The sequence below is a fragment of the Methylobacterium sp. J-001 genome, assembly GCF_022829565.1.
Lineage (GTDB): Bacteria > Pseudomonadota > Alphaproteobacteria > Rhizobiales > Beijerinckiaceae > Methylobacterium.
The window spans coordinates 126,220-149,157 of sequence record NZ_JAKSYN010000094.1 but is presented as its reverse complement, the minus strand read 5'-3'; the positions used below and the strand labels follow the sequence as shown (position 1 = coordinate 149,157).

General features: G+C 68.2%; 20 protein-coding genes and 2 pseudogenes. 14 read left to right on the top strand and 8 right to left on the bottom strand.

Annotation, left to right across the window (positions count from 1 at the left end; all coding sequences use genetic code 11):
* Window positions 1–72 precede the first annotated feature (72 nt).
* Window positions 73–993, bottom strand: coding sequence for an outer membrane protein (locus tag MKK65_RS10760; protein ID WP_243957608.1), 921 nt, complete (start codon window positions 991–993; stop codon window positions 73–75).
* A gap of 362 nt (window positions 994–1,355) precedes the next feature.
* Window positions 1,356–1,685: pseudogene (locus MKK65_RS10755) on the bottom strand (L,D-transpeptidase); the annotation flags it as partial.
* A gap of 165 nt (window positions 1,686–1,850) precedes the next feature.
* Here MKK65_RS10755 and MKK65_RS10750 point away from each other — a divergent pair.
* On the top strand, window positions 1,851–2,453 hold the full coding sequence (locus MKK65_RS10750; RefSeq protein WP_243957606.1) for a substrate binding domain-containing protein: 603 nt from the start codon (window positions 1,851–1,853) through the stop codon (window positions 2,451–2,453).
* Between the two features lie 203 nt (window positions 2,454–2,656).
* Window positions 2,657–3,571: a manganese catalase family protein gene (locus MKK65_RS10745; protein ID WP_058193296.1), complete on the top strand. Its 915-nt coding sequence runs from the start codon at window positions 2,657–2,659 to the stop codon at window positions 3,569–3,571.
* Between the two features lie 51 nt (window positions 3,572–3,622).
* Here the strand turns inward: MKK65_RS10745 and MKK65_RS10740 are convergent, their stop codons facing one another.
* Complete coding sequence (locus MKK65_RS10740) at window positions 3,623–4,252, bottom strand: hypothetical protein (RefSeq protein ID WP_243957603.1); 630 nt, start codon at window positions 4,250–4,252, stop codon at window positions 3,623–3,625.
* A gap of 175 nt (window positions 4,253–4,427) precedes the next feature.
* Between MKK65_RS10740 and MKK65_RS10735 the strand changes: the two genes are divergently transcribed.
* Complete coding sequence (locus MKK65_RS10735; protein ID WP_007560701.1) at window positions 4,428–4,571, top strand: hypothetical protein; 144 nt, start codon at window positions 4,428–4,430, stop codon at window positions 4,569–4,571.
* A 3-nt stretch (window positions 4,572–4,574) separates the two neighbouring features.
* Here MKK65_RS10735 and MKK65_RS10730 read toward each other — a convergent pair whose 3' ends face one another.
* Window positions 4,575–5,270: a gamma-glutamylcyclotransferase gene (locus MKK65_RS10730; protein WP_243957602.1), complete on the bottom strand. Its 696-nt coding sequence runs from the start codon at window positions 5,268–5,270 to the stop codon at window positions 4,575–4,577.
* Window positions 5,271–5,289: 19 nt separating this feature from the next.
* Window positions 5,290–5,811, bottom strand: a complete 522-nt coding sequence (locus MKK65_RS10725; RefSeq protein WP_409565405.1) for a hypothetical protein — start codon at window positions 5,809–5,811, stop codon at window positions 5,290–5,292.
* Window positions 5,812–6,215: 404 nt separating this feature from the next.
* Here MKK65_RS10725 and recO point away from each other — a divergent pair, with 404 nt between their 5' ends.
* From recO to MKK65_RS10710, 3 genes are all read left to right on the top strand, one after another.
* Entirely contained in the window at window positions 6,216–6,935 is a 720-nt protein-coding gene (gene recO / locus MKK65_RS10720) for a DNA repair protein RecO (RefSeq protein WP_243957601.1), read from the top strand.
* 209 nt (window positions 6,936–7,144) lie between these two features.
* A complete protein-coding gene (gene parC / locus MKK65_RS10715) occupies window positions 7,145–9,391 on the top strand; it encodes a DNA topoisomerase IV subunit A (protein ID WP_243957600.1) in 2,247 nt (748 codons plus the stop codon).
* A 191-nt stretch (window positions 9,392–9,582) separates the two neighbouring features.
* Window positions 9,583–9,720, top strand: coding sequence for a hypothetical protein (locus MKK65_RS10710; RefSeq protein ID WP_243957599.1), 138 nt, complete (start codon window positions 9,583–9,585; stop codon window positions 9,718–9,720).
* A 222-nt stretch (window positions 9,721–9,942) separates the two neighbouring features.
* Here MKK65_RS10710 and MKK65_RS10705 read toward each other — a convergent pair whose 3' ends face one another.
* The 3 genes from MKK65_RS10705 to gltX all read right to left on the bottom strand — a co-directional run bounded on the left by MKK65_RS10705 (window position 9,943) and on the right by gltX (window position 13,848).
* Complete coding sequence (locus MKK65_RS10705) at window positions 9,943–10,884, bottom strand: DNA-3-methyladenine glycosylase family protein (protein ID WP_243957598.1); 942 nt, start codon at window positions 10,882–10,884, stop codon at window positions 9,943–9,945.
* Between the two features lie 20 nt (window positions 10,885–10,904).
* On the bottom strand, window positions 10,905–12,194 hold the full coding sequence (gene gltA / locus MKK65_RS10700; protein WP_243957597.1) for a citrate synthase: 1,290 nt from the start codon (window positions 12,192–12,194) through the stop codon (window positions 10,905–10,907).
* 226 nt (window positions 12,195–12,420) lie between these two features.
* A complete protein-coding gene (gene gltX / locus MKK65_RS10695; RefSeq protein WP_243957596.1) occupies window positions 12,421–13,848 on the bottom strand; it encodes a glutamate--tRNA ligase in 1,428 nt (475 codons plus the stop codon).
* Between the two features lie 189 nt (window positions 13,849–14,037).
* Here gltX and MKK65_RS10690 point away from each other — a divergent pair.
* The 8 genes and pseudogenes from MKK65_RS10690 to MKK65_RS10655 all read left to right on the top strand — a co-directional run.
* Window positions 14,038–14,954: pseudogene (locus tag MKK65_RS10690) on the top strand (ComEC/Rec2 family competence protein); the annotation flags it as partial.
* Window positions 14,955–15,295: 341 nt separating this feature from the next.
* The gene (locus MKK65_RS10685; protein WP_243957594.1) at window positions 15,296–15,994 is read left to right on the top strand and encodes a hypothetical protein; all 699 of its coding nucleotides are present in this window, start codon (window positions 15,296–15,298) and stop codon (window positions 15,992–15,994) included.
* The gene (locus MKK65_RS10680; protein WP_243957592.1) at window positions 15,994–16,587 is read left to right on the top strand and encodes a hypothetical protein; all 594 of its coding nucleotides are present in this window, start codon (window positions 15,994–15,996) and stop codon (window positions 16,585–16,587) included. The genes MKK65_RS10685 and MKK65_RS10680 overlap by 1 nt, the downstream gene beginning before the upstream one ends.
* A gap of 6 nt (window positions 16,588–16,593) precedes the next feature.
* Window positions 16,594–20,007: a UvrD-helicase domain-containing protein gene (locus MKK65_RS10675; protein WP_243957590.1), complete on the top strand. Its 3,414-nt coding sequence runs from the start codon at window positions 16,594–16,596 to the stop codon at window positions 20,005–20,007.
* A 100-nt stretch (window positions 20,008–20,107) separates the two neighbouring features.
* Entirely contained in the window at window positions 20,108–20,596 is a 489-nt protein-coding gene (locus MKK65_RS10670; RefSeq protein ID WP_243957589.1) for a hypothetical protein, read from the top strand.
* On the top strand, window positions 20,596–21,051 hold the full coding sequence (locus tag MKK65_RS10665) for a hypothetical protein (RefSeq protein WP_243957587.1): 456 nt from the start codon (window positions 20,596–20,598) through the stop codon (window positions 21,049–21,051). The genes MKK65_RS10670 and MKK65_RS10665 overlap by 1 nt, the downstream gene beginning before the upstream one ends.
* A gap of 139 nt (window positions 21,052–21,190) precedes the next feature.
* Window positions 21,191–21,532 carry a hypothetical protein gene (locus MKK65_RS10660; protein ID WP_243957585.1) on the top strand — a complete coding sequence of 114 codons (342 nt, stop codon included), beginning with the start codon at window positions 21,191–21,193 and terminating at the stop codon, window positions 21,530–21,532.
* The gene (locus tag MKK65_RS10655; RefSeq protein WP_243957583.1) at window positions 21,529–22,896 is read left to right on the top strand and encodes a hypothetical protein; all 1,368 of its coding nucleotides are present in this window, start codon (window positions 21,529–21,531) and stop codon (window positions 22,894–22,896) included. Before MKK65_RS10660 ends, MKK65_RS10655 begins: the two co-directional genes overlap by 4 nt.
* Window positions 22,897–22,938: the final 42 nt, after the last annotated feature.

Here is a 22,938-nt window from a genome sequence, read left to right as displayed (position 1 = left end):
GGGGATCCGGAGGCCAACCGGGCAGGCGGGATCGTCTCCCGCCGTTCCGATGCGGCGTGCGGCAGCGACGTCCTAGAAGCTGCCGAACTTGTAGTTCAGGCCGGCGCGGACGACCGCGAACTCGGTGTCACGCCGCAGGACCGAGGGGGAGATTGGCGCGAAGGTCACGCTGTTGCCGAACGCGACACCGGGGCTGAACACGCTGAGCGACGTCAGGCCGTTCGAGGCGAAGATCCCGTTGTTCTGATTGCCCCGGTCGAGATTGACGTACAGGCCTTCGACCTTGAACGTCACGGCGCTCGAACGGAAGAAGTTCAGGAACGAGTCGGTGGGCAGGGCGTATTCGAAGCCGCCGCCGACGGTCCAGCCGGTCTTGAAGTCGTCGCGGCTGCTGTTCGGCAGGCCGAGGTCGCGGCCGCCGCCCGCACCGTAGGCGAAGCCGCCGGTGCCGTACACTAGGACTCGGTCGAAGGCGTAGCCGAGACGGCCGCGCACGGTGCCGAAGAAATCGAGGCTTGCCAGCCCCGAGGGATTGAAGGTCAGTGTCCCCGGAGCGGCGCCGCCGCCACAGGTTCCGGTGGCCAGCGTCGAGATGCAATTGCGGTTCCGGTCACGGCCGAAATCGACGTATTGCGCGTCGGCTTCGAAGCCGACGACGACGCCTGAGCCCGGCGTGAACTGATAGTTGTAGCCGACCTGGCCGCCGCCGGTGAAACCTTCCTGCGACCGCTGCCCCGAGAAGCCGATCAGCGTGCCCCCGGCGGCCGGGAACAGCGGGCTGGCGCCCGGCGCGATGCCGACGCCGAGATTGCTGGGCCGGGTGCTGGCATCGAAGCCGTAGCCGGCATTGATACCGAAATACGCGCCCGTCCAGGTGAACACCGGAACCGGGGTGAACACGGGTGGGGGCGCCGCGCGGCGTGGTAAATCGGCGGCCACGGCCGCAGCCGTCAACGCCGTGAACGTGGCCAAGGCGGCCGTCATTGTCTTCATGATTCTCTCAATCCCCTCGAAGACCCCGATCGAGAAGAGAGGCTAGCCACGAATACACAGTAATGATGTATCCATCCGGCCACACCTGCGGACTAATTGTGTTGGATTCAGCTTTGATCCGCCTAGCAATCGACGTAGATTGTATTCGCCATTTTTATTACTCGGAGTCGCAAACTGGAATTCAGGCCACGAATCGAAACGGGGATTAATCCCGCCGCGAGACTGGAATGTCTCAGCATTCCCTTTTGTCGGCCCGGGCCGCCGATACCATGATCGAGCCAACTCGGACGACGGTGAGGCTGTCGCTCTCGGGCTGTGTGTCGCCACGTGCGACAGCTCGAGAGTCGGGGCCGGTCGGAAGCCTAACTCGCTGCCGAACCAGTTGCAGCGAGCACCACGGCCCGCGTTCCCACCGGCACGCGGCCGTAGAGGTCGATGATGTCCTGGTTCAGGAAGCGCACGCAGCCCGAGGACGCCATGGTGCCGATGGTCTGCGGTTCCGTGGTGCCGTGCAGCCGGTAGAGCGTGTCTCGGCCGTCCCGGTAGAGATAGAGCGCCCGCGGCCCGAGGGGGTTGCCGGCGCCGCCCGGCAGGCCGCCGGCGACAGGCCCGTAGCGCTGGGGCTCCCGCTTGATCATCGCGGGCGTCGGCGTCCAGCGCGGCCATTCGGCCTTGCGGGCGATGGTGGCCTGCTGGAACGCTCCGCCCGGCTGGTGCGGCCGACGCCACAGGGCCAGCGGCTCTATGAAGCGAGCCAGCCGGCCCTCGCAGCGATCGACGCGGCGCTCGAAGATGCCCGGACCGAGGCCGGCTCGGTCGAGGGTCGCCTGCGCCTGCACGCCCCCTCCTGCATCGGCGTGAAGCACCTGCATCCGATCGTGGCGGCGTTCCAGGCGGAGCACCCGCGGGTGACGGTGGATCTGGTGCTGGAGGACCGGGTGATCGACCTCGTGCACGAGGATTACGACCTCGCGCTCCGCTACGGTCGGCCGGAGGGCCAGGATCTCGTGGTCCGCCGGCTCGGATGGGTGCGGCGCATCCTGGTCGCCGCCCCCGCCTACCTGGCGCGGGCCGGCGGGATCGAGACCCCCGAGCAGTTCGCGGCCTGCCATCTCGTGACGACCCGGGCGGCGGTCGATGCCCGGAGCGCCCTGATCCTGCATCGAGGCCGCGAGACCGTGACCGTCCCGGTCCAGCCGGTGCTCCGCACCAACAGTGCCGAAGTTCTGGTCGCGACCCTGCTGGCGGGGCGGGTGATCGGACCGGTGCAGCACCTGCTGGTCGCCGACCATCTGGAAACGGGCCGGCTCGTGCGCGTGCTCCCGGACTACGAGGTGCGCTCGACCGAGGCTTATCTGGTCTACCCCTCGGTGCGCCACATGCGCCCGGCCGTGCGCGCCTTCACCGATTTCGCGGTCCCGCGGATCCGCGCCGTGGAGGGAATGCAGTCGAACGTCTGACCCGCATGCCTGCCGGGCCAGAATAACGCGGAAGGCTTTGCCACATCATAGATTTGGTTTTCGCAATGTTTTTCCGTCCAGCCCCGCTTCGAAATCAGAAAAGTTCTTTGCCGGATATCGGAAGAACCACGGTCGCAGGCCGGAACATGTGCGCGCCTCACCCGTAGGTCTCATGCGCACCTCGCGCAAACGGAGCTACCTGCATGTTCATGAAGATCGACCGCCTGCTCACGGAGCTGCCGGAGCCGAAAAAGCCCGAGCCCAACGCAGCTGCCGCCCTGCAGGAACTGCTCGGTGGCAAGTATGGCGAGATGTCGACCCTCGGGAACTACATGTTCCAGAGCTTCAATTTCCGTAACAAGACCAAGCTTCGGCCGTTCTATAGCCTCGTATCGAGTATTTTCGCCGAAGAGATCGGTCACGTCGAGCTGGTCTCGACCGGCATTTCCATGCTGAACAACGGTCCGGGCAACCCGGCCAAGGACGTCGACATCTCGAAGGCGCCCTTCGCCGAGATGCAGGACGTGCGCCTCGCCGGCAGCTTCCTGGCGAATGGCGGCGGTGCCATGCCCATGAACGCGAACGCCGCGTCCTGGAACATGGACATGGTGACAACCACCGGTAACCTGATCATCGACCTGCTGCACAACTTCCACCTGGAGTGCGGCGCACGCATTCACAAGCTGCGGGTCTACGAGACCATGATCGAGCCGACCGGCCGGGAAGTCTGCGCCTACCTGCTGGTGCGTGGCTCCCTGCACGCGCATGCCTACGCGCTGGCCCTGAAAAAGCTGACCGGTGTCGAGATCGAGAAGATGCTGCCGACTCCGAACATCGACCTGTCGCGGGTGCCCGAGTGTCAAAAGTACCTCGACGAGGGTAAGCACCGCCGCCTCTACACCTTCAGCCCGGAGGATTATAAGGAAGCTGCCGGCGTCTGGTCGAACGACGAGGTCGCGCTGCCGGGCGACCCGCCGGGCAATCTCGAGGTGATCGACGGCGCGCCCGAGGGCGGCAAGATCCCGGAACTCGACGGCAATTACGGCGCCTTCGCGCCGGATTATGCGCCCGAAGAGATCTTCGAGATCGCCAGCAAGCTCTACAAGAAGGGCCGCTGAGCCCATCGGGACCGGCGTCGCTTCAAGCGGCGCCGAACCCGGTTCAATCTCCTACAGCGGCGGCGTCGCGAGGCAGCTTCCGAGAGCCGTCTTCAACGCTGCCACATCGCTGTCGGCGACCGAGAAGCTCGCCGTCAGGGTCTGATCCCCGGCGCGGGGGCTCGTTTGGGTCCAAGTGAGGCGGGTGGCGGCTTGCGTCAGGGCAAGGATGACGCCGCGCAACGGATCCTCGCCCCGGTGAGCGCCGGCCACCGTGAGGCTGATGCTCTTGTCGGGGTCGCTGGCTTCGGCAGCCTGCGCCGGCATTCGGGCGGAGCGGACACCGGAGGCGTTCGAGACCAGGATTCCGGTGAGCGGCGCGGTGCTCGCAGCGCCGTGTAGGCCGGCGACATCGAAACTGTCTGAAAGCTCCGCGACGCGGGGCACTGTCAGCATCGCCGACAGGCCGGATCCAGCCGGATCGCAGGCGAGCCGCAGGGTCGCCGGATGTTGCCCCGCCCCCAAGGTGGCATGACCGGCAAGCTCCGTGGATCCAGCCACCGGTCGCGAACCGTCAGGCAGGATGGGCGTGCCGCCAGTCAGAACATCCGACAGGCGGAAGCCGTGCGGCCAGGGCCCCGCAACGAGCACAGCGACAGCAACCACCAGAATCGCCAAAGCCACGCCGATCCGGAGCCGCATCCTGTCCTCCGCCTGTGGGAAACCTGGGCGGGCGGCATAGACGATCGCGGCGCAGCCGCAACCTTTCGTTCACCACGATCGACGGAACTGCCCACAACCACAACCTGTGAGCTTGGCGGCAACTCCGTAAAAACCGATCGATCCTATGCACGCTCGCTCAACCCTGAGCGTCGCGATGCGCATCAAGATCCTCCTCGCCCTCACCCTGGTGGTCTACGTCACCACCGGGCGTGCGCCCGGCATCCGTGAGCCGCGCAACCCCGATACGGAGCAGGCGGGCGGCCGTGTCGTCATCGCGATGAAACGCGCCTGGGCGTGAGCCTCATGCGCCCGGCGCCCAGGCCCTGAGCCGGGTGGCCACCAGCGCCTGGAGGTTCCAGAGGTGCCGGTCGCGGATGCCGAGCCGCTCGCAGGCCTCGACGGTCCGGAACAGGTACTCGGCGCTCGGGCCGGCATGCCCGCAGGCGGCGGCGATCTTATCCGCGATCTCGGCATCGGAGAGGCGGCCGGCGTAGCGCTCGTTGGCGCGGTTGGCCAGGAAGGTGAGCGCCGAGACGGTGCTGGCCTCGGTGGCCACCGGCAGCCAGCGGGCGACGTAGCCGCGGCCGCGCATCTCGCGCCGCCAGACCGGCATCAGCACCTCGCGGATCTCCAGGCCGGGCAGCCGGAACGCCACGCCCTTGCACAGGCCGCCGCGATCGAGCGCCAGGACGAAGCCCGGCCGCTCCGGCGTGCCGCGGAACCGGCGCTGGAGCAGGCAGAACCGGCGATGGAAGCCGCGCACGGTCCCGATCCGGCTCTCCGCCACCGGGAATTCCGGCCGCCACATCAACGAGCCGTAGGCGAAGACCCAGATGTCGTGCCCCTCCCGGCCCGCGGTGATCGCCTCAAGGCCGGGGCGCAGCGCCGCGTCGGTCAGCACGTCGAGGGCGCTCGGATCGTCCGGGACCGGCGTGGCATGGGCACGGGCGATCAGGTCGAGGCTGAGGTCGAGAGTGCGCGCTGGCAGCGAAGGCATGTCCCTCAACGCGGTGGCTTCAGCGCGCGTTGCCCAGAGCGTCCAGTTCCGGGAACGGCTGGCTGCGGTGGCCGGTGCAGACCTCGTCGTCGTCGATCACCTCCAGCCGGTCGGCGGCGTAGCGCATCACCGCCTTGGGCCGCTCGGGCTTGCCGAAGCTGCGGCCGCTCATCCGGCTCGACACGCAGTAGATCGTCCGGCCGCCATCCTCGATCGGCCCGGCGAGCCGGCTGCCCGCGAACCGCACCGGCAGCAGCGAGACCGATCCGAAATCGACCTGCTTGAGGGCCAAAGCCGCGATCCGCTGCTTCAAGGCCGGGGAGGGCGCGTCCTCGGATGCCGGTTTGGCTCTTCCGGGGGCGGCCAGCGCACCGGTAACGGTCAGGGCGACGGTGAGAGCCAGGGCGGCGCCGATCGTCGCGCGGGCGTTTAATACCACCCCGCCGTCGCTGCGGGGCTCCCGCAAAGCGAGCCGCTCTGACCGCAGCCGACGCAGCTTCGCACTGGGCTTCAGCGCGGTCACGAGGCGGAGCCCGACCATGACGACAAAGATTCTCTCCCCCGTTGCGCCCAGCCTCACCGAAAACACGCACCGATTCCTCGGCCGTGTCTCGACGAGGAGCGCTCGGCGGGACCGAATGTCCTTCATCATCCGTGCGAACTCGCCCGGCGCGAGGACGAGCCCGTATCGGGCCAAGAGGCGGCGATGGAAATGCCAATGCTCGATGGGAATCGACGCACCGAGCCACCGCCGATCGAAGGGATCATCTGCCATCGTGGCATACCCTGGCGAGAGTCCGACCCGCTTCACCGCCCCCTCGTGGGACCCGGTTCACGAATCACATCCAGGAACCTCGCGTCCCTTCCGATCTGACCCTAAGAGCGGAAATTCTTCCAGACGCTTGATGGCTCCCAAGATGGCCCCGGCATGCTTATCTCCCGTGCATGCAGTGGATCGATGACGGGATCGTTCTTGGCCTGCGCCGGCACGGGGAGAGCGGCGTCATCCTGGAAGCGATGACCGAAGCTCACGGGCGCCATCTCGGCCTCGTGCATGGCGGGCGCTCGCGCCGGATGCAGCCGGTGCTCCAGCCTGGCAACCGGGTCCGGCTGACCTGGCGGGCGCGGCTCGACGAGGGGCTCGGCGCCTACATTGTGGAACCGCTCGAATCGCAGCTGTCGCGGATGATCGGCTCGGGCATCGCCCTCTACGGGCTCGGCCACATGGCGGCTTTGCTCAGGCTGCTGCCCGAGCGGGATCCGCATCCGGCCCTCTACGAGGCGGCGGGCATCCTGATCGCGCATCTCGACGACCCGGCCGTGGCGCCGCCGCTGATGGTGCGGTTCGAGCTGGAGATCCTCTCTGAACTCGGCTTCGGCCTCGATCTCACCGCCTGCGCGGCCACCGGGGGCAACGACGCGCTCGCCTACGTGTCGCCCAAGAGCGGCCGGGCGGTCAGCGCCTCTGCCGGAGAGCCTTTTCGCGATAGGCTGCTTGCCCTACCCACCTTTCTGCACGCGGGCGGATTGCCAGGGCCGGACGGCGTTGCGCAAGGGTTTACCTTGACGGGGTACTTCCTCGACCGGCACGTCTGGGGTCCGCGCGGCCTCGCCGCGCCGGAGGAGCGCGCGCGATTCGTTGCGCTCGGTCGCGAGGCCGAGTAACGTTCGCGCTATGTTCTTGCCTCATGGGCTGTCATTCCGGGGCGCCGCAGGCGCGCCCGGAATCCAGAGCCGCCATGCCAAACCGGAGGAATGCGGCGCTGTCCGCCCGATCCGGATCCGGCGGCGCGTCTGGATTCCGGGCTCCGCTTCGCGGCCCCGGAATGACAGGTCGTGATTCGGCACAGAAGTCGAAACGTTAAGGAGCCGTCATGGGCCAGCCCTTCGAGCCGCCGTCGGGCGACGGGATCGAGAGCGTCGAGCTGAAATCCGCGCTGGAGGAGCGCTACCTCGCCTATGCGCTCTCCACGATCATGCACCGGGCGCTGCCGGATGCTCGCGACGGGCTGAAGCCCGTCCACCGGCGCATCCTGTACGGGATGCGTCTGCTGCGCCTCGACCCGAACACCGCGCATAAGAAATGCGCCAAGATCGTCGGCGACGTGATGGGCGACTTCCACCCGCACGGCGATCAGGCGATCTACGATGCGCTGGTGCGGCTCTCCCAGGACTTCGCGCAGCGCTATCCGCTGGTCGACGGCCAAGGCAATTTCGGCAACATCGACGGCGATGGCCCGGCCGCCTACCGCTACACCGAGGCCCGCCTCACCGAGGTCGCCCGGCTTCTGCTCGACGGGATCGACGAGGACACGGTCGATTTCCGCCCCTCCTACAACGGCGAGAAGGAGGAGCCGGTGGTGCTGCCGGCCGCCTTCCCGAACCTGCTCGCCAACGGCAGCCAGGGCATCGCGGTCGGCATGGCGACCTCGATCCCGCCGCACAACGCGGCCGAGCTGTGCGACGCGGCGCTCTACCTGATCAACCACCCGGGGGCGACCTCGGCGCAGCTCAACAGCTTCGTCCAGGGGCCGGACTTCCCGACCGGCGGCATCCTGGTCGATTCGGCCGAGTCCATTACGGAAGCCTACCGGACCGGCCGCGGCGCCTTCCGGGTCCGCGCCCGCTGGCACAAGGAGGATCTCGGCCGCGGCACCTGGAACATCATCGTCACCGAGATTCCCTACGGCATTCCGAAGGGCCGGCTGATCGAGAAGATGGCCGAGCTTCTCCAGGAGAAGAAGCTGCCGCTGCTCGCCGACGTGCGCGACGAATCGGCCGAGGACGTGCGCGTGGTGCTGGAGCCGCGCTCGCGCACGGTCGATCCGGTGATCCTGATGGAATCGCTGTTCCGGCTCACGGAACTCGAAGCCCGCATCCCGCTCAACCTCAACGTCTTGGTCGGCGGCCTCGTGCCGAAGGTGATCGGGCTCACCGAGTGCCTGCGGGAATGGGTCGACCACCGCCGGGTGGTGCTGCAGCGCCGCTCCCGCTACCGCCTCGGGCAGATCGACCGCCGCCTGGAGATCCTGGGTGGCCTGCTGATCGTCTATCTCGACCTCGACGAGGTGATCCGCATCATCCGCGAGGAGGACGAGCCGAAGCCGGCCCTGATGGCCCGCTTCGAGCTGACCGAGGTCCAGGCCAACGCGATCCTCGACACCCGCCTGCGCTCCCTGCGCAAGCTGGAGGAGATGGAGCTGAAGCGTGAGCTAGATGCGCTCACCGCCGAGAAGGCCGAGATCGACGCGCTGCTCGCCTCCGAGCCGGCGCAGTGGAAGGCGATCCAGGCGCAGATCCGCGCCGTGAAGAAGACATTCGGTCCGGAGACCAAGCTCGGCAAGCGCCGGACGACGCTCGCTAGCCCGCCGGATGTCGGCGGCATCGACTTCACCGCGGCCCTGGTCGAGCGTGAGCCGATCACCGTGATCGTCTCGACCAAGGGCTGGATCCGGGCTCTCAAGGGCCACGTCGCCGACCTCTCGGGGGTTGCGTTCAAGGGCGATGACGGGCTGAAGATCGCCTTCCCGAGCGAGACCACCCAGAAGCTCCTGCTGCTGGCCTCGAACGGCAAGGTGTTCACCATCGAGGCGTCGAAGCTGCCGGGCGGGCGGGGCTTCGGCGATCCGGTGCGGCTGATGGTCGATCTCGACGACGGCACCGAGGTGGTGGCGGCGCTCCCGTACAGGCCGGAGACCAAGCTGCTGATCGCCGGCTCGGACGGGCGCGGCTTCGTGGCGCCCTCCGACGCGCTGGTGGCCAACACCCGAAAGGGCAAGGGCGTGCTCGGCCTGGACGGCGACGCGACCGCCGTGGTGCTCGTCCCCGCCGACGGCGACCACGTGGCGGTGGTGAACACGGAAAAACTGCTGCTGATCTTCCCGATCTCGGAGGTGGCCGAACTCGCCCGCGGCAAGGGCGTCCGGCTCCAGCGCTGCCGCAGCGGCGGCCTCACCGACGCGCATGTCTTCCGCCTGGCCGACGGCCTGCCCTGGCAGGACGGCTCATCCGAGGGGCGGCTCGCCAACGCGTCGGTGCTGGAGAAATGGCTCGGCCACCGCGGCGAGGTGGGCCTGATGATGGCGCGCAGCTTCCCGAAATTCGAGCGGTTCGGGCGGTGATGGGGGTGTTGCCCGGGCCGGACAGGAGTGCGGTCCTGGTCCGGGCGCTCACAATGTCAGTGCGCGCGCCGGCTGAGCCAGAGTGCGCCGAAGGCCAATATGGCGCCGCCAGCCGGGACCGCGAGGAAGAGAAGCATCTGGGCTGTCGTCATGGGCGAAGGTCCCTGAGCGCGTTTCGTACGGTCAAATGTATGGCGCCGCTGATGATCCAGCAAACCGCCATGATGAAGATTACCGGGGCGAAGTGCGGCTGGTCTGAAAGGACCGTCGAGACCAACGGCGCGAAGCCGCCCACCGCAAAGATCGCGACGCCGATCCCGTTCGCATAGGTCGCAGTAAACTTGATCCGCTCGTTCGCTACGAGCCGCTGTCGAGCGTCATCGTTTACGCCGCTCACGTTTTCGGCCCCTGGAACCCGGCGCCATTGCCGCTCTCGGGAATGGACTTGATCCCCGACGCTTCCATGATCTCTTACGTATGAACGACGATCAATCCGAAAGCGGATGGATCATCGGTTTGAACAGACGAGAGATCAGCAAGAATCACTCGCATCACCCCTCGCGCGGAAGAACCTCGTCCGCGGCCCAGAGGTGCTGGGCCGCGTAGGCCCGGAACGGCCGCCAAGCCTCGGCCCTTACGAGGAGCGCGGCCGGGCTCGGGCGGCCGGTACCGGTCTCGAGGGCGCGCAGCAGGCCGACATCGCCCACCGGCAGGGCGTCCGGTAGCTTGAGCGCCCGCATGGCGATGTATTGCGCGGTCCAGGGCCCGATCCCGCGGATCGCCGTGAAGCGCAGCACCGCGTCCTCCAGGGTCTCGGCCGGGGCGAACAGGTCCGGATCGGCCAGCGCCGCCGCCGCCAGAGCCCGGATCGCCGCGCCGCGGGCGCGGGGCATGTTCAGCGCGAGCGCCACGTCGGCCTCGACCAGCTGCGCCGGCGTCGGGAAGACATGGGTCAGGGTGCCGGCCGGCTCCGCCAGGGGCGTTCCGAAGGCCGCAACCAGCTTGCCGGCGAGCCGAATCGCGGTCGCGACGGAAACCTGCTGTCCCAGAATCGCCCGGCAGCCGGTCTCGAACGGGTCCCAGGCGCCCGGCAGGCGCAATCCGGGCCGGGCTGCGACCAGGTCGGACAGGGCAGGGTCCCGGGACAGGCAGGCCGCGATCGCCGCCGGGTCGGCGTCGCAATCGAACAGATGGCGCAGGCGCGCGGCGATCTCCGATTCGGAACGCGAATCGAGGCCGTGGAGCGTCGCGTGCAGCGCGTCAGCGTCGAATGCGACCGCGACGATGCCGGGCCGGCCGTCGATGCAGACCGTGCGCGCATAGGCCTGGTCGCCGGCCCCGGCCGATTCGAGCCCGAGGATCGCCCGTCTGGCCAGGAAAGCGCTGAGCGAAGCCCAATCGTAAGGCGCCCGGACGGGGAGGCGAAGCGTTACGACCGATCCCGAGGCCGGCGCAAACGAGAGGGGCGGCCCTTCGGCCGCCCCATGGGTCACGTCGGGCTCGATGGCTGAGCTCAGCTGCGCTGATCCACCGGCACGTAGTCGCGCTGGGCCGGACCGACATAGAGCTGGCGCGGACGGCCGATCTTCTGCATCGGGTCCTCGATCATCTCGGCCCATTGCGCGATCCAGCCAACCGTGCGCGCCACCGCGAACAGCACGGTGAACATGTCGGTGGGGAAGCCCATCGCCTTGAGGGTGATGCCCGAGTAGAAATCGATGTTCGGGTAGAGCTTCTTCTCGATGAAGTACTCGTCCTTGAGGGCGATCTGCTCCAGCTCCATGGCGACGTGGAGCAGCGGATCTTCGGTCTTGCCGAGTTCCTTAAGCACCTGGTGCGTGGTGCTCTGCATGATCCGCGCACGCGGATCGTAGTTCTTGTAGACCCGGTGGCCGAAGCCCATCAGGCGGAACGGATCGTTCTTGTCCTTGGCCTTGGCAACGTACTTGCCGACGTTCTCGGGCGTGCCGATCTCCATCAGCATCTTCAGCGCGGCCTCGTTGGCGCCGCCATGGGCCGGGCCCCACAGGCAGGCGATGCCGGCCGCGATGCAGGCGAACGGGTTGGCGCCGGACGAGCCGGCGAGCCGCACGGTGGAGGTCGAGGCGTTCTGCTCGTGGTCGGCGTGCAGGATGAAGATCTTGTCGAGGGCCTTCGCGAAGACCGGGTTGACCTCGTATTCCTCGCAGGGGACCGCGTAACACATCCGCAGGAAGTTCGAGGTGTAGTCGAGGTCGTTCTTCGGATACACGAAGGGCTGGCCGATGGAATACTTGTAGGCCATCGCAGCAAGCGTCGGCATCTTGGCGATCATGCGGATCGACGCGATCATCCGCTGGCTCTCGTCCGTGATGTCGGTCGAGTCGTGATAGAAGGCCGAGAGCGCGCCGACCGAGGCGACCATCACGGCCATCGGGTGGGCGTCGCGGCGGAAGCCGGTGAAGAACCGGTTCATCTGGTCATGCACCATGGTGTGGCGCGTGACCCGGTAGTCGAAATCGGCCTTCTGGGCGGCGGTCGGCAGAGTGCCGAACAGCATCAGGTAGCAGGTCTCGAGGAAATCGCCCTTCTCGGCGAGCTGCTCGATCGGGTAGCCGCGATAGAGCAGCACGCCCTCATCGCCGTCGATGTACGTGATTTTCGATTCGCAGGAGGCCGTCGAGGTGAAGCCCGGGTCGAAGGTGAAGGCGCCGGTCTTCGCGTAGAGCTTGCCGATATCGATGACGTCCGGGCCGATCGTGCCGGATTTGACCGGCAGTTCGATCTCCTTGCCGTCCACGGTGATGGTGCTGGATGCGCTCATGGAACGTGGACCCTTCTCTGGCGACGTGGCGGATGCCGGCCTCGGGCTGCCCGAGGCGACCCCGGGGCCGGAGCACGCCGCGTTATGTTGCGGGTGCTCACACGCCATGGGTTACCCAAACGGCAGTGCAGCAGCAACGGGGTCGGTGACATCCCGACCCCATCGCCAAGCGAAATCCGGTCCGAAGCGAAATCCGGGCCGAAGCCCGCAGTTCCAGGCCGCTCGATCAGCCCTGCGACACCTGATCGCCGAGGCGTGCGAGGCTCTCGTCACGGCCGAGTACGGCCATCACGTCGAACAGGGGCGGCGAGGTGGTCCGCCCGGTAAGCGCAGCGCGTAAGGGTTGCGCCACCTGCCCAAGCTTGCACCCGGCGGTCTCCGCATACTGGCGCACCGCGCACTCGGTCGCAGCCGCGCTCCAGTCTTGCAGGGCTTCGAGCGCCGGCAGCACACCGGCGAGGCGCGCCCGGCCCTCGTCGGACAGAAGCGCCCGGGCCTTGTCATCGAGTGTCAGAGGACGCTGCGCGGTGAGGTAATAGGCGCTGTAGAGAAGTTCGATCAGCGTCTTGGCGCGCTCCTTCAAGCCCGGCATGGCCTGGGTCAGCTTGTCCTTCAGCTCAGGCCGGAGCGGCGCCGAGAGGCCGCGCTCGGGGCCGACATTGGGCAGGATCGTCTCGATCGCCGCCACGAGATCGGCATCGGCGCTGCCGCGGATGTAGAGGCCGTTGAGGTTGGCGAGCTTCGCAAAGTCGAACCGCGCCGCCGAACGCCCCACCGAACCGAGGTCGAAGGCCGAGACCATCTCCTCGGTGGAGAAAACCTCCTGGTCGCCGTGGCTCCAGCCCAGACGCACCAGGTAGTTGCGCAGGGCCGCCGGCAGGTAGCCGAGATCGCGATACGCCTCCACCCCGAGGGCGCCGTGGCGCTTCGACAGCTTCGCCCCGTCGGCCCCATGAATCAGCGGGATGTGGGCCATTCTGGGGATGTCCCAGCCGAGCGCGGAGAAGATCTGGCTCTGGCGGGCGGCGTTGGTCAGGTGATCGTCGCCTCGGATGATCTGGGTGACGCCCATGTCGTGGTCGTCGACCACGACGGCGAGCATGTAGGTCGGCGTGCCGTCCGAGCGCAGCAGCACGAGGTCGTCGAGATCGCGGTTGGCCCAGGTCACCCGCCCCTGCACGGCATCCTCGACCACCGTCTCGCCCTCGATGGGCGCGCGCAGCCGGATCACCGGCTTGACCCCGGCGGGGGCCTCGGACGGGTCGCGGTCGCGCCAGCGCCCGTCGTAGCGCGGGGCGCGGCCCTCGGCCCGGGCGGTCTCGCGCATCTGCGTGAGTTCCTCGGCAGAGGCGTAACAGTAATAGGCCCGGCCGGCGGCCAGCAGCTCCTCGGCGACGGCGCGGTGGCGCTCGGCCCGGGCGAACTGGAAGACCACGTCCCCGTCCCAGTCGAGGCCGAGCCAGGACAGGCCGTCGAGGATCGCATCGATCGCGCCCTTGGTCGAGCGTTCCCGATCGGTATCCTCGATGCGCAGCAGCATCTTGCCGCCGGTGTGGCGGGCGTAGAGCCAATTGAACAACGCCGTCCGGGCTCCGCCGATATGGAGGTAGCCGGTAGGCGAGGGGGCGAAGCGCGTGACGACGGCTGAGGACATCGGGCCGATATGTTCGGGGGCGAAGGGCGGAGGGGCGCAGCGAAGAGGCGGCGAAGGGCGCGAAGATAGCGCTCGTCGCACGGAATGGCGCCCGTAGCACGAAGCGCTCGCTGTAGCACGGGCCGATAGGTGCGTTAAGAATCCTGCGCCGGCGCCGGCGCCGAGTCGCTCGGTTCGAGGCGTGGGCGGATGCGGCGGATCGGCGCGAGGCAGGCGGACGGCGCGGTGGCGCTGGTCGGCCCGCGTGCCGTCTTGGTGCCGGCTTTGGGCACGTGGTTTACCGAGGGCCTCGCCCAGGAGGTCGAGCAGCGCTGCCTGTTCCCCTGGCTGGCGGTGGCGTTCGGCGCCGGGATCCTGGTATTCTTTGCGGGTGTGGACGGAACGCCGTGGCTCGCCGCGCCTCTCATCGGGGCGGCTCTGGCCGCCGCGCCGGTCCCGTTCCTGGGGCGCGGCCGGCAGCCCTGGCCGTCGCCCTGGCGCTGACGGCGGGCTTCCTGGGCTTTGCGGCGGCGACCTGGCGCGTCGCGCAGGTCGCCGCTCCGATCCTCAGCCACACCACAATCGGACCGCTCACCGGAATGATCGAGTCTCTGGACGAGCGCGAGGTCGGCGCCCGCCTGGTGATTCGGACGGAGACCTTCGCCGGACTTTCCCCAGCAGCAAGACCGGTCCGGGTGCGGGCCTCATTCCGCAAGGCACCGCCCCTGCGGCCCGGGGACTTCATCGCGGCCACCGCGCGGCTGCTGCCGCCCCCCGAGGCGGCGCGGCCGGGGGGCTACGACTTCGCCCGGGACGCGTATTTCCAGGGCATCGGCGCGGTAGGCTCGCTGATCGGCGCGATCACGGTCCGGGAGCCGCCTGCACCGCCGCCCCTGCGCCTGCGGCTCGCGGCCTTGCTGGACGACGCCCGCAACGCCCTGACCCGCCGGATCGCGCAGGCCGAGGGCGGCCAGGCCGGGGCGGTGGCTGCGGCGCTCGTCACGGGCAAGCGCGGGCTGATCGGACCGGCCGCCAACGACGCGCTCCGGGCCGCGGGCATCTATCACGTCGTGTCAATGATGCGTGTTTACCGGCAACCGTGGGTGATCGCGGCGAACCGGGTCTTTTCGAAGCTCGGTCCGGAAGGGCGCGCGGATAGGGAAGGGCTTTTGTCCGCCCTGCACGACGGACCGGGACCAACCGTGCCGGGTGGATGCTACCCTACGAGGCCCCGCCGGAGTTCGCCCCCGGTGTCGGCTGCACGGTGCAATGTCTTGGAGCAAGAATGGCCGCAACCGCGGTCATTGCCATCTGGCCTTGGGCGATACCGATTATCGATGAGGACCACTGATCGTGGGCGCGAGGCGTGGCCAAGGTTGACGGGACATCGCCCCGGAGGATTTCTATAGGGCAAGCCGATCAAGGCGATGGTGGGAGGCGATAGGCTTCTCCAACGCAGCGGGGAGACATGCCCGATACCCTTATCCATCCGGGGCGAGTGGCCCGCGCGCTCGACCACATCGACGATCTTCAGGACAGGGGCGAGTTGCTGGCCCTTCTGGACGACCACCATCGACGCCCTGCTTTGCCACCGGAGGTCTACGTCAGGCTCCTGCGCCGGTGCCGCGTCGATCCGAACCGGAAGGTGGAGCACGCCACGGTGAGGGCGTTGGTTGCGGCCGTCATCCGGTGGGTGTCCTGGAAGTATCGCGGGCTCTCGTACCATGACCGGGAGGACATGGCCCAGGGCCTACTCCAGATCGTCATGCGGGAGGTCGCCAAGCGCGTCGAGATCGACTGGTGGGAGATCACCTTCCAGACGAACCTGGAACGGGCCGCCGCCGATCTCTACCCGAGTCTCTTCGATCTGCGCCCCGACGCGGAGAGGGTCGCCATCGACGACCATGCCGACGCTATCAACGACGAGGCCTCTCTGGCACGCGACACGGTGGACAAGGTGCTCATCGACGGGCGCATCGCCAAAATTCTGACCCCTGACGAGCTGGCGATCTTCCATCCCCTGTTCATGACCGAAATCCCGCTTCGAAGCGATCGGGCCGCCATCGATCTCGTGAGGGTGCTCGGCAAGCCGGAAGGTACGCTTCGCGAGATGAAGACCGCCATCAAGACCAAGCTCGAAGCCGCCCTGACGAAGGAGGAGCTGTGATGACCGCCAGCACGACCGATCCGCGCGCCATGGCCGATGCGATCTTCGAAGCCGGGTCCCGTCCGGAGGATGTTCGGGATGCCCTGGCCCGTCTCGGTGCGGGGGCACCGGAGTTCCTGGGTCGTCTCGCGGCCCGGGCGGCCGCCAGCGGCGAGCCGCATGCGATCGAGCGGCTCGACGGGATCGCGGGGGAGGAGACGATGACCTCGGCGCTGCTCGGCCGCGTCCAGGCCGACTACGAGGTCCAGAAGGCCGCCAACTCCGCTTCGACCAAGGCGAAGGATCTGGGCAACCTGCCCGCGTGGATGTCAGCCCAGGCAGCCTTCGGCAACGACGTGACCTTCATCATCAAGCTCGCGCAGCGGAGCGTCTCTCCGCCGACCGGTCGCTTCCTCCGGTACGTGGCCGACTCGCTCGGAGTGGCCATCGGGCAGGTGAGACAGCATTTCGCCGATACCTCGCCCCGCGGCCTCGCCGGGGTGGAGGCCAAGTCCTCCGGAAAGCCCGACGTGAACAGGGTCGAGGACTTTGCGGTCGCCGTCGGCAGGGCTGACGTCCCCGAGGAGCTTCGGGCGCGCTGGCTTTCGGAGTGAACGGGGATGGATGCGTTCGCCCTTGCTCGGCACCAGGCCAGGCGCAGGCGAGCCTGGCTGCCGGCCGGTATCCAATCCGGCTACGCGGCCGTGGAGCATGCCTTCACGGCCGCGGGCCTACAGATCAAGGAGCAGCCCATCGAGGGCCCGATCCTCGGCGGGTGCGACGCGAAACTCTTCCGTGCCGCATCGGCCGTCTATGTCCGTGAGGACGCCAGCGAGGCCGACAAGGCTCTGCACCTGGCCCATGAACTGGGCCATCTCGACCTTCATCGGCCCGACGATCCCTGCGAGCTCCATCAGACCGACTTACGACCGGCGGGATCGCGGGCACTTTCCAGGGTCGAAGCCTACGGACCGCGCGAGCGCCGCGAACTGCAGGCCAACGTGTACGGCCGCGAGTATCTCCTGCCGCGCGACCTCGCGCGGCAGCTTTTCCTCGACGAGCGCCTGCCGGCGTCCGAGATCGCGAGCCGCCTCCGCGTGCCGCTGTCGATGGTCCGCCAGCAATTGTTCGACGCCCTCCTCCAGCGCGATGTCGAGCCACCGGCTGATCCGCCCCCCCAGAAGCCCCAGGACCTTGACGCAAGCCAGGACACGGCGGTGAAACACGAGAGTAGGGCCCTGCTGGTCGAGGCTGGTCCGGGGTCCGGAAAGACGAAGACCCTCGTCGCCCGGGTGAGCCACCTGCTGGACAAGGTCCACCCGTCGGAGATCCTCGCCCTTACCTTCTCGAACAAGGCAGCCGCCGAGCTCTCCTCACGGATCACGGAGATCCGGGGCGACGATACCGTCGAGGTTTGGACCGGGACGTTCCACGCCTTCGGCCTGGAGGTGATGCGTCGCCACTACGACCGCATGGGCTTGGGACCCAAGATCCGTCTGGTCTCGCCATCGCAGGCCGTGGAGATGCTGGAGGAGCGCCTCCCCCTGCTCGGCCTCGTCCATTTCCACGACCTGAGCAACCCGGGGTCCAGGCTCAAGGAGATCCTCAAGCCCATCGGGCGTGCCAAGGACGAACTCATCGGCCCCGCCGAGTTTCGCAGGCTCGCGGAATTGAACCTCGAAAGGGCCCGGGCGGTTTACGCGGCATTACGCAAGAAGCCGAAGACGGCGCTGAAGCCCATCGAGGTGGCGGAGAAGACCCTTGAGGCCGCCGCGGTCTACGAGGCCTACGACGCGATGCTCAGGAGCAATGGGCTCGTCGATTTCTCGGACCTCGTGATGAGGCCGGTCCTGCTCATGCGCGACGACCCGGAGGTCCTGGGCCAGCTGCGGTCGAGGCACCGCGAAATCCTCGTGGACGAGTACCAGGACGTCAATCGCGCGAGCTCGACGATGCTCCAGCTTCTCTGGGGCGACAGCAACCGCATCTGGGTCGTCGGCGACGCCCGTCAGAGCATCTACAGATTCCGTGGAGCGTCCCCCCTCAACATGGAGCGGTTCGAGGAGGATTTCCCCCGCGGCGCCCGCATGTCCCTCGAATTCAACTACCGGTCCACCGACCACATCACCCGCCTGTGCCGGACGTTCGCTGCAGCGAGTGACGAGGCCCGCAAGAAGCCCGGCCAGCCTGCCGAGAAGACGTTGCCCTACCTGGCCGAGGCCAAGAGGAAGGAGCTCGGGAGCCGGACGCGGCTGCTGGTCGGCCAGGACGACGATTGCGAGGCGGACCTCGTCGAGAGGGAAATCCGGACGCTTCGCGACGCCGGCGTCCGGTTCGGTCAGCAGACCATCCTTGCCCGCACCAACACGAGGCTGGATACCCTCGCCGCACGGTTGGCCAGACACGGCATCCCGGTACTTCACCTGGGCAGCTTCTTCGAGCGAAGCGAGGTCCGGGACATCCTGTCGATCCTCACCATCGTGGCGGAGCCGAACGGGGGCGCCCTGTCCCGCGTGGCGACGTTCAGGGGGATCGACGTCGAGGCGTCCGATATTGCCGTCGCCGTCGAGCATGCCCGCCGTCAGGGCAAGGCCCTTGCCGAGGTCCTGCCCGATGCCGCCGGCATCGCGGGCCTGACGCCGGGGGCCGCCGAGGCACTGGCGCGCCTGGGCGAGCGGCTGCGGGGCCTCACCCCCCGGACGCCCGCATTCGAGGCCGTCGCGGGATGGCTTCTCGACCGCAGTGATTACCTGCGGCATCTGGCGGCCGTGGACGGAATCGACGCGGACATGAGCCGTTCCGCGTTGCGCCAGCTCGTGGAGTTTCTCGACCAGGTCGAGCCGGACGGCAGTCCCCTCACGGTCGAGGATGCGTTGCGCCGTGTCCGAACCGTCATGCTCCTGGCCGACGACCGCGACCTTCGTGAGCCCGACCTCGGGCCCGAGGTCGATGCTGTCAGGCTGATGACGGTGCACGCCTCGAAGGGGCTCCAGTTCAAGGCGGTGCACATCGTCGGGCTGCACGACAAGGGGTTCCCGAAGACGCCTTCCGCCGACCAATGCCAGGTGCCTGCCGGGATCGGCGACGGGCGGGATCACAAGGTGGCGCAAGGCGAGGAGGAGCGTTGTTGCTTCTTCGTCGCCATCTCCCGTGCCGAGGATCACCTGCGGCTCTATCATACATGTCAGGCGAAGAAGGAGGATCGCGCTCCGTCGCCGTTCATCGCCGAGATCGGGACGTTCGAGACGGAAACGCTCGGCGCCCCGACCGCGAACTTCGCCGCCGCGGCCACAGGGGTCGGTGAAGTCGAGCTCGACTTCATCACCTTCCACGATATCCGCGACTTCGAGAAGTGCCCGCTCAGGGTGGCCTACCGCCACCAGCTCTCGATCCGGAGCCGCCGTCACGAGAGCCCGCATCAAATGACCGGAGCCGTAATCTACGAGCTGATCGACCGCGTGTCGGAGATCGCGGGAGCCGGTCCCGATCTCGCGGCGGCCATCGAGGCGGCGTTCGTTCGGGCGTGGAGTGAGCGCGGCCCGGCGGCCGACCACCCCCTCGTGGGGGATTACGAAGCCGTTGGCCGCCGCAGCCTCGCCGATCTGAGACAGGTGCTGGAAGGGCATGCCGGCTCCGGCAGGGAGATGGTCCGCCTGCCCATTCGGGGCGGCCACGTCCTGGTGCCGGCCCCGCTCTTCTCGGCCGACGAGGGTGGGGCGCGTACCGCGCGAATGGTCGTGGCCGGCAAGAGGGACCCCGCGAACGCCCGCGCCCTGACCGCCGGCCTCTTCCTTGCAGCCGCGAGGATCAGGGCCGAGGAGGCCGTCGCCGCCGAGGTTGCCCACCTGACGGGCGGCGACATCATCCCGATCCAACGCGACGATGCCGAGGCGGCGAACGACCTCGAACAGGCCGCCGTCATCCTGGACGCGATCCGGACCGGTCGTCTCGAACCGAAGCCCCGGCTGCAGGTCTGCATGCGGTGCGGGCATTTCATGTCGTGCCCGGCGACCGGTGCTCGGTCGCGCGCGTAGGACCGTGCGGTGGTTCGGCAATCGGGCACCAGAGGTTTTTTCGGCGCCCGGCCGATCAATTCCGTGAGCGGCCAAGACGGCCGGCCACGGAGTTCACGACATGACCACGCACATCGACATCTTCATCCGCCGCGAGGGTGCCCTCGATCCGGCCCATCACAACGTCCACGACGGCATCACCGTCGAGACCCTGAAGATCGACCTGGCCGACGGCCGGGAGGTGATCGGCCTCTTCCTCTTCGAGGAAGACGCCGACGAGCCGCTGCCTGACCACCACCAGATCCGGCACCACGGCAAGCCTCACTTCCTGCACCACAGCCGCTGCCGCCACGTGCACGTCGTCGTGCGGTACGCCGGCCGGCCGTTCGAGCGGGCCTTCGGCCCAGGCTCCACGTTGTCCCGGATCAAGGACTGGGCCGAACGCCAGTTCGAAATCGACGCGGTCGATGCCGCGGAGCTCTCTCTGCAGCTGCACGGGACCAGCGACCGGCCCGACGAGGCCACCCACGTGGGCTCCCTCGCCAAGTGCCCGGACTGCCGCGTGGTCTTCGACCTGCTGCCGTCGACCCGCGTGAACGGGAGCGTCTGATGACCCCGGATCGCGCCCAACTGGAGCGCGACCTCGCGTCCCCCCTCTTCACGGAGGGTGCGGCCCGCGGGCGTTGGCGCCTGATCACCGTCGCGTGGCCCCACGCGATCTTCGGCATCACGGCCAAGGACGGGCGCGAGTTCGTCCTGCGGCTGGAATGCAGCGGTTACCCGGCGGAGCCTCCGACCGGCGGCCTGTGGGACCTCGTGAACGGTGCGATCCTCACGCCCGCGCTCTGGCCGAAGGGAGATGCCGTCTTCTCGGGGACGTTTCGATGGGACTGGCACGGCGGGGGGGCGATGTACTTCCCCCTGGATCGGCTCTCCCGCATGGGTCACGGGGATTGGGCGAGCACCCATCCGCACATGGCCTGGAAGCCCGAACGGGGCATCGTTCAGTACCTCTCCGAGATCCATCGGTACCTGAACTCGCGAGGCTACCATGGCGTCGCCTGACCCATCCGGCCTCACGGTATCGTACCTGACTTGGTGGCGGCTATTCCGGGAGCTCAGGCGCCGTGGCGCCGGCGTGCGGGAGAGCGGTGCCTTCCTGCTCGGCGAGCGGAGCCCAGCGGGTGGGCGGGTACGGACGATCGTGTTCTACGACGACATCGATCCCGAGGCCCTCGCCACCGGCATCGTGCGGCTCTCCGGGCACGCCATGAACGCGGTGTGGGAGACCTGCGCGGCGAAGAACATGGAGGTCCTCGCCGACATCCATACCCATCCGGACGGTGCCGGGCAGAGCCGATCGGATCAGGAACACCCGATGGTGGCGACGCGGGGGCATGTGGCGCTGATCGCACCGCGGCTCGCGAGGTCCCCGTTCGATCTCGCCGGCGTCGGCGTCTACCGCTACCGCGGCGCGAAGCGATGGGACGTCCTCCCCTCGCCGCGCCTCCGCTGGCTCGACATCAGCATCCGAGGTGAACAATGACCCAATCCGATATCGACCGGCTTCGGGACACGTTGAGCCGCATCGCCAAGGTGGACTTCGACAACGGCTCGGCGCCGGACGTCGAGACCGCCGTGGCCCGTCTGCGGGAACACCGGATCGGCGTGTTCGCCGGTCCGGAGATCGCGTCGTCCGCGGCCCACCAAGCTGCCCTGCTCACGGTCGTGAACATAGGACGGCGGTTCGCCCTCGGCGGTGTCTTCGTGGATGGCGACCTCGACGTGCCGTTGCTCGTCCTGGCTGGTCCCGCGAGGTCGCTCGCCGACGAGGTCGCGGCTCTAGGGGGGCGCCGAGGAGTGAGCGACGATCCAGCGCCCGGCGTGGTGATCGGGAACGCGGCCACCATGCCGGAGCGGGGCGTCGTGGCGACCTTCGAGGGGTGGCGCGGCGGAATCGTGCCCTTGGTGGGTACGCGGCTGACGGATGTCACCACCGTGACCTCGTCGGCGGTGCTGGCCGGTGCCTTGGCGGCGGCCGAGCTGTTCGCGATGCTGCGCGGCGAGGTCGAGGCGGGGCACCGCAGCAACGGCCTGTCCCTGTGGCGCCCGGACCGCTCGCATGATTGGACCGCCGCCGCCGGGGACGGCCCGGCGCTGGCCGTCCTGCCCAACCACCTCTGGATCCTCGGCCTCGGGCATCTTGGACAAGCGTTCCTTTGGCCCCTGATGCTCTGCCCGCATTCGGATCGGGGGGCGGTACGGCTCGTCCTTCAGGACACCGACGAGGTGACCGGCTCGACGGACAGCACGTCGATCCTGACGCAGGAGGGAATGCTCGGCATGCGCAAGACGCGCGCCGTTGCAGGGGTTCTCGAACGGCACGGCTTCCGCACGGTACTCGTGGAACGCCCGTTCGACGGCGGCTTCCGACGGCGGGCCGAGGACGACCCGGCCATCCTGGTCTGCGGCGTGGACAATGCGCTCGCGAGGTCGCAGGTCGAGTCGCCCGGCTTCCCCCTCGTCGTAGAGGCCGGCATCGGCGCGAGCGCCCAGGACTTCCGGGCCTTGAGGGTACACACGTTCCCCTCGGCCAAGTCGGCTGCAGAGCTGTGGGGACAGGGGGCCCACGCACGGGGTGCGGCCGACCTCACCAGGCCGGGGTACCGCCGCCTGTCCGACGCGGGTGGCGACATCTGCGGCCTGACCAGGCTGGCCGAGACCGCGGTCGGGGCGCCATTCGTGGGGACCGTGGCCGGATGCCTCATGCTCGCCCAGGTGCTGCGGGTCCTGGCGGGTGACACCCCCGACACGTTGGTCGATGTCGACCTTCGTTCGATCAGGTCGAGGCGGGCGATCCTGAACGTTGGGCTCTCGCCATTCAATCCAGGCTTTCAACCAGTCGCCTAAGGAAGACGGGCAGCGGACATGTCGAGGTAACCGCGACGTTCA

What these genes read in the sequence shown, in the direction of transcription:
- gltA (WP_243957597.1), bottom strand. Translation starts at nt 12,194, where the DNA reads ATGAGCGCATCCAGCACCATCACCGTGGACGGCAAGGAGATCGAACTG.
- recO (WP_243957601.1), top strand. Translation starts at nt 6,216, where the DNA reads ATGCAGTGGATCGATGACGGGATCGTTCTTGGCCTGCGCCGGCACGGG.
- gltX (WP_243957596.1), bottom strand. Translation starts at nt 13,848, where the DNA reads ATGTCCTCAGCCGTCGTCACGCGCTTCGCCCCCTCGCCTACCGGCTAC.
- MKK65_RS10730 (WP_243957602.1), bottom strand. Translation starts at nt 5,270, where the DNA reads ATGCCTTCGCTGCCAGCGCGCACTCTCGACCTCAGCCTCGACCTGATC.
- MKK65_RS10760 (WP_243957608.1), bottom strand. Translation starts at nt 993, where the DNA reads ATGAAGACAATGACGGCCGCCTTGGCCACGTTCACGGCGTTGACGGCT.
- MKK65_RS10655 (WP_243957583.1), top strand. Translation starts at nt 21,529, where the DNA reads ATGACCCAATCCGATATCGACCGGCTTCGGGACACGTTGAGCCGCATC.
- MKK65_RS10685 (WP_243957594.1), top strand. Translation starts at nt 15,296, where the DNA reads ATGCCCGATACCCTTATCCATCCGGGGCGAGTGGCCCGCGCGCTCGAC.
- MKK65_RS10670 (WP_243957589.1), top strand. Translation starts at nt 20,108, where the DNA reads ATGACCACGCACATCGACATCTTCATCCGCCGCGAGGGTGCCCTCGAT.
- MKK65_RS10665 (WP_243957587.1), top strand. Translation starts at nt 20,596, where the DNA reads ATGACCCCGGATCGCGCCCAACTGGAGCGCGACCTCGCGTCCCCCCTC.
- parC (WP_243957600.1), top strand. Translation starts at nt 7,145, where the DNA reads ATGGGCCAGCCCTTCGAGCCGCCGTCGGGCGACGGGATCGAGAGCGTC.
- MKK65_RS10675 (WP_243957590.1), top strand. Translation starts at nt 16,594, where the DNA reads ATGGATGCGTTCGCCCTTGCTCGGCACCAGGCCAGGCGCAGGCGAGCC.
- MKK65_RS10740 (WP_243957603.1), bottom strand. Translation starts at nt 4,252, where the DNA reads ATGCGGCTCCGGATCGGCGTGGCTTTGGCGATTCTGGTGGTTGCTGTC.
- MKK65_RS10735 (WP_007560701.1), top strand. Translation starts at nt 4,428, where the DNA reads ATGCGCATCAAGATCCTCCTCGCCCTCACCCTGGTGGTCTACGTCACC.
- MKK65_RS10680 (WP_243957592.1), top strand. Translation starts at nt 15,994, where the DNA reads ATGACCGCCAGCACGACCGATCCGCGCGCCATGGCCGATGCGATCTTC.
- MKK65_RS10710 (WP_243957599.1), top strand. Translation starts at nt 9,583, where the DNA reads ATGGCGCCGCTGATGATCCAGCAAACCGCCATGATGAAGATTACCGGG.
- MKK65_RS10725 (WP_409565405.1), bottom strand. Translation starts at nt 5,811, where the DNA reads ATGGTCGGGCTCCGCCTCGTGACCGCGCTGAAGCCCAGTGCGAAGCTG.
- MKK65_RS10745 (WP_058193296.1), top strand. Translation starts at nt 2,657, where the DNA reads ATGTTCATGAAGATCGACCGCCTGCTCACGGAGCTGCCGGAGCCGAAA.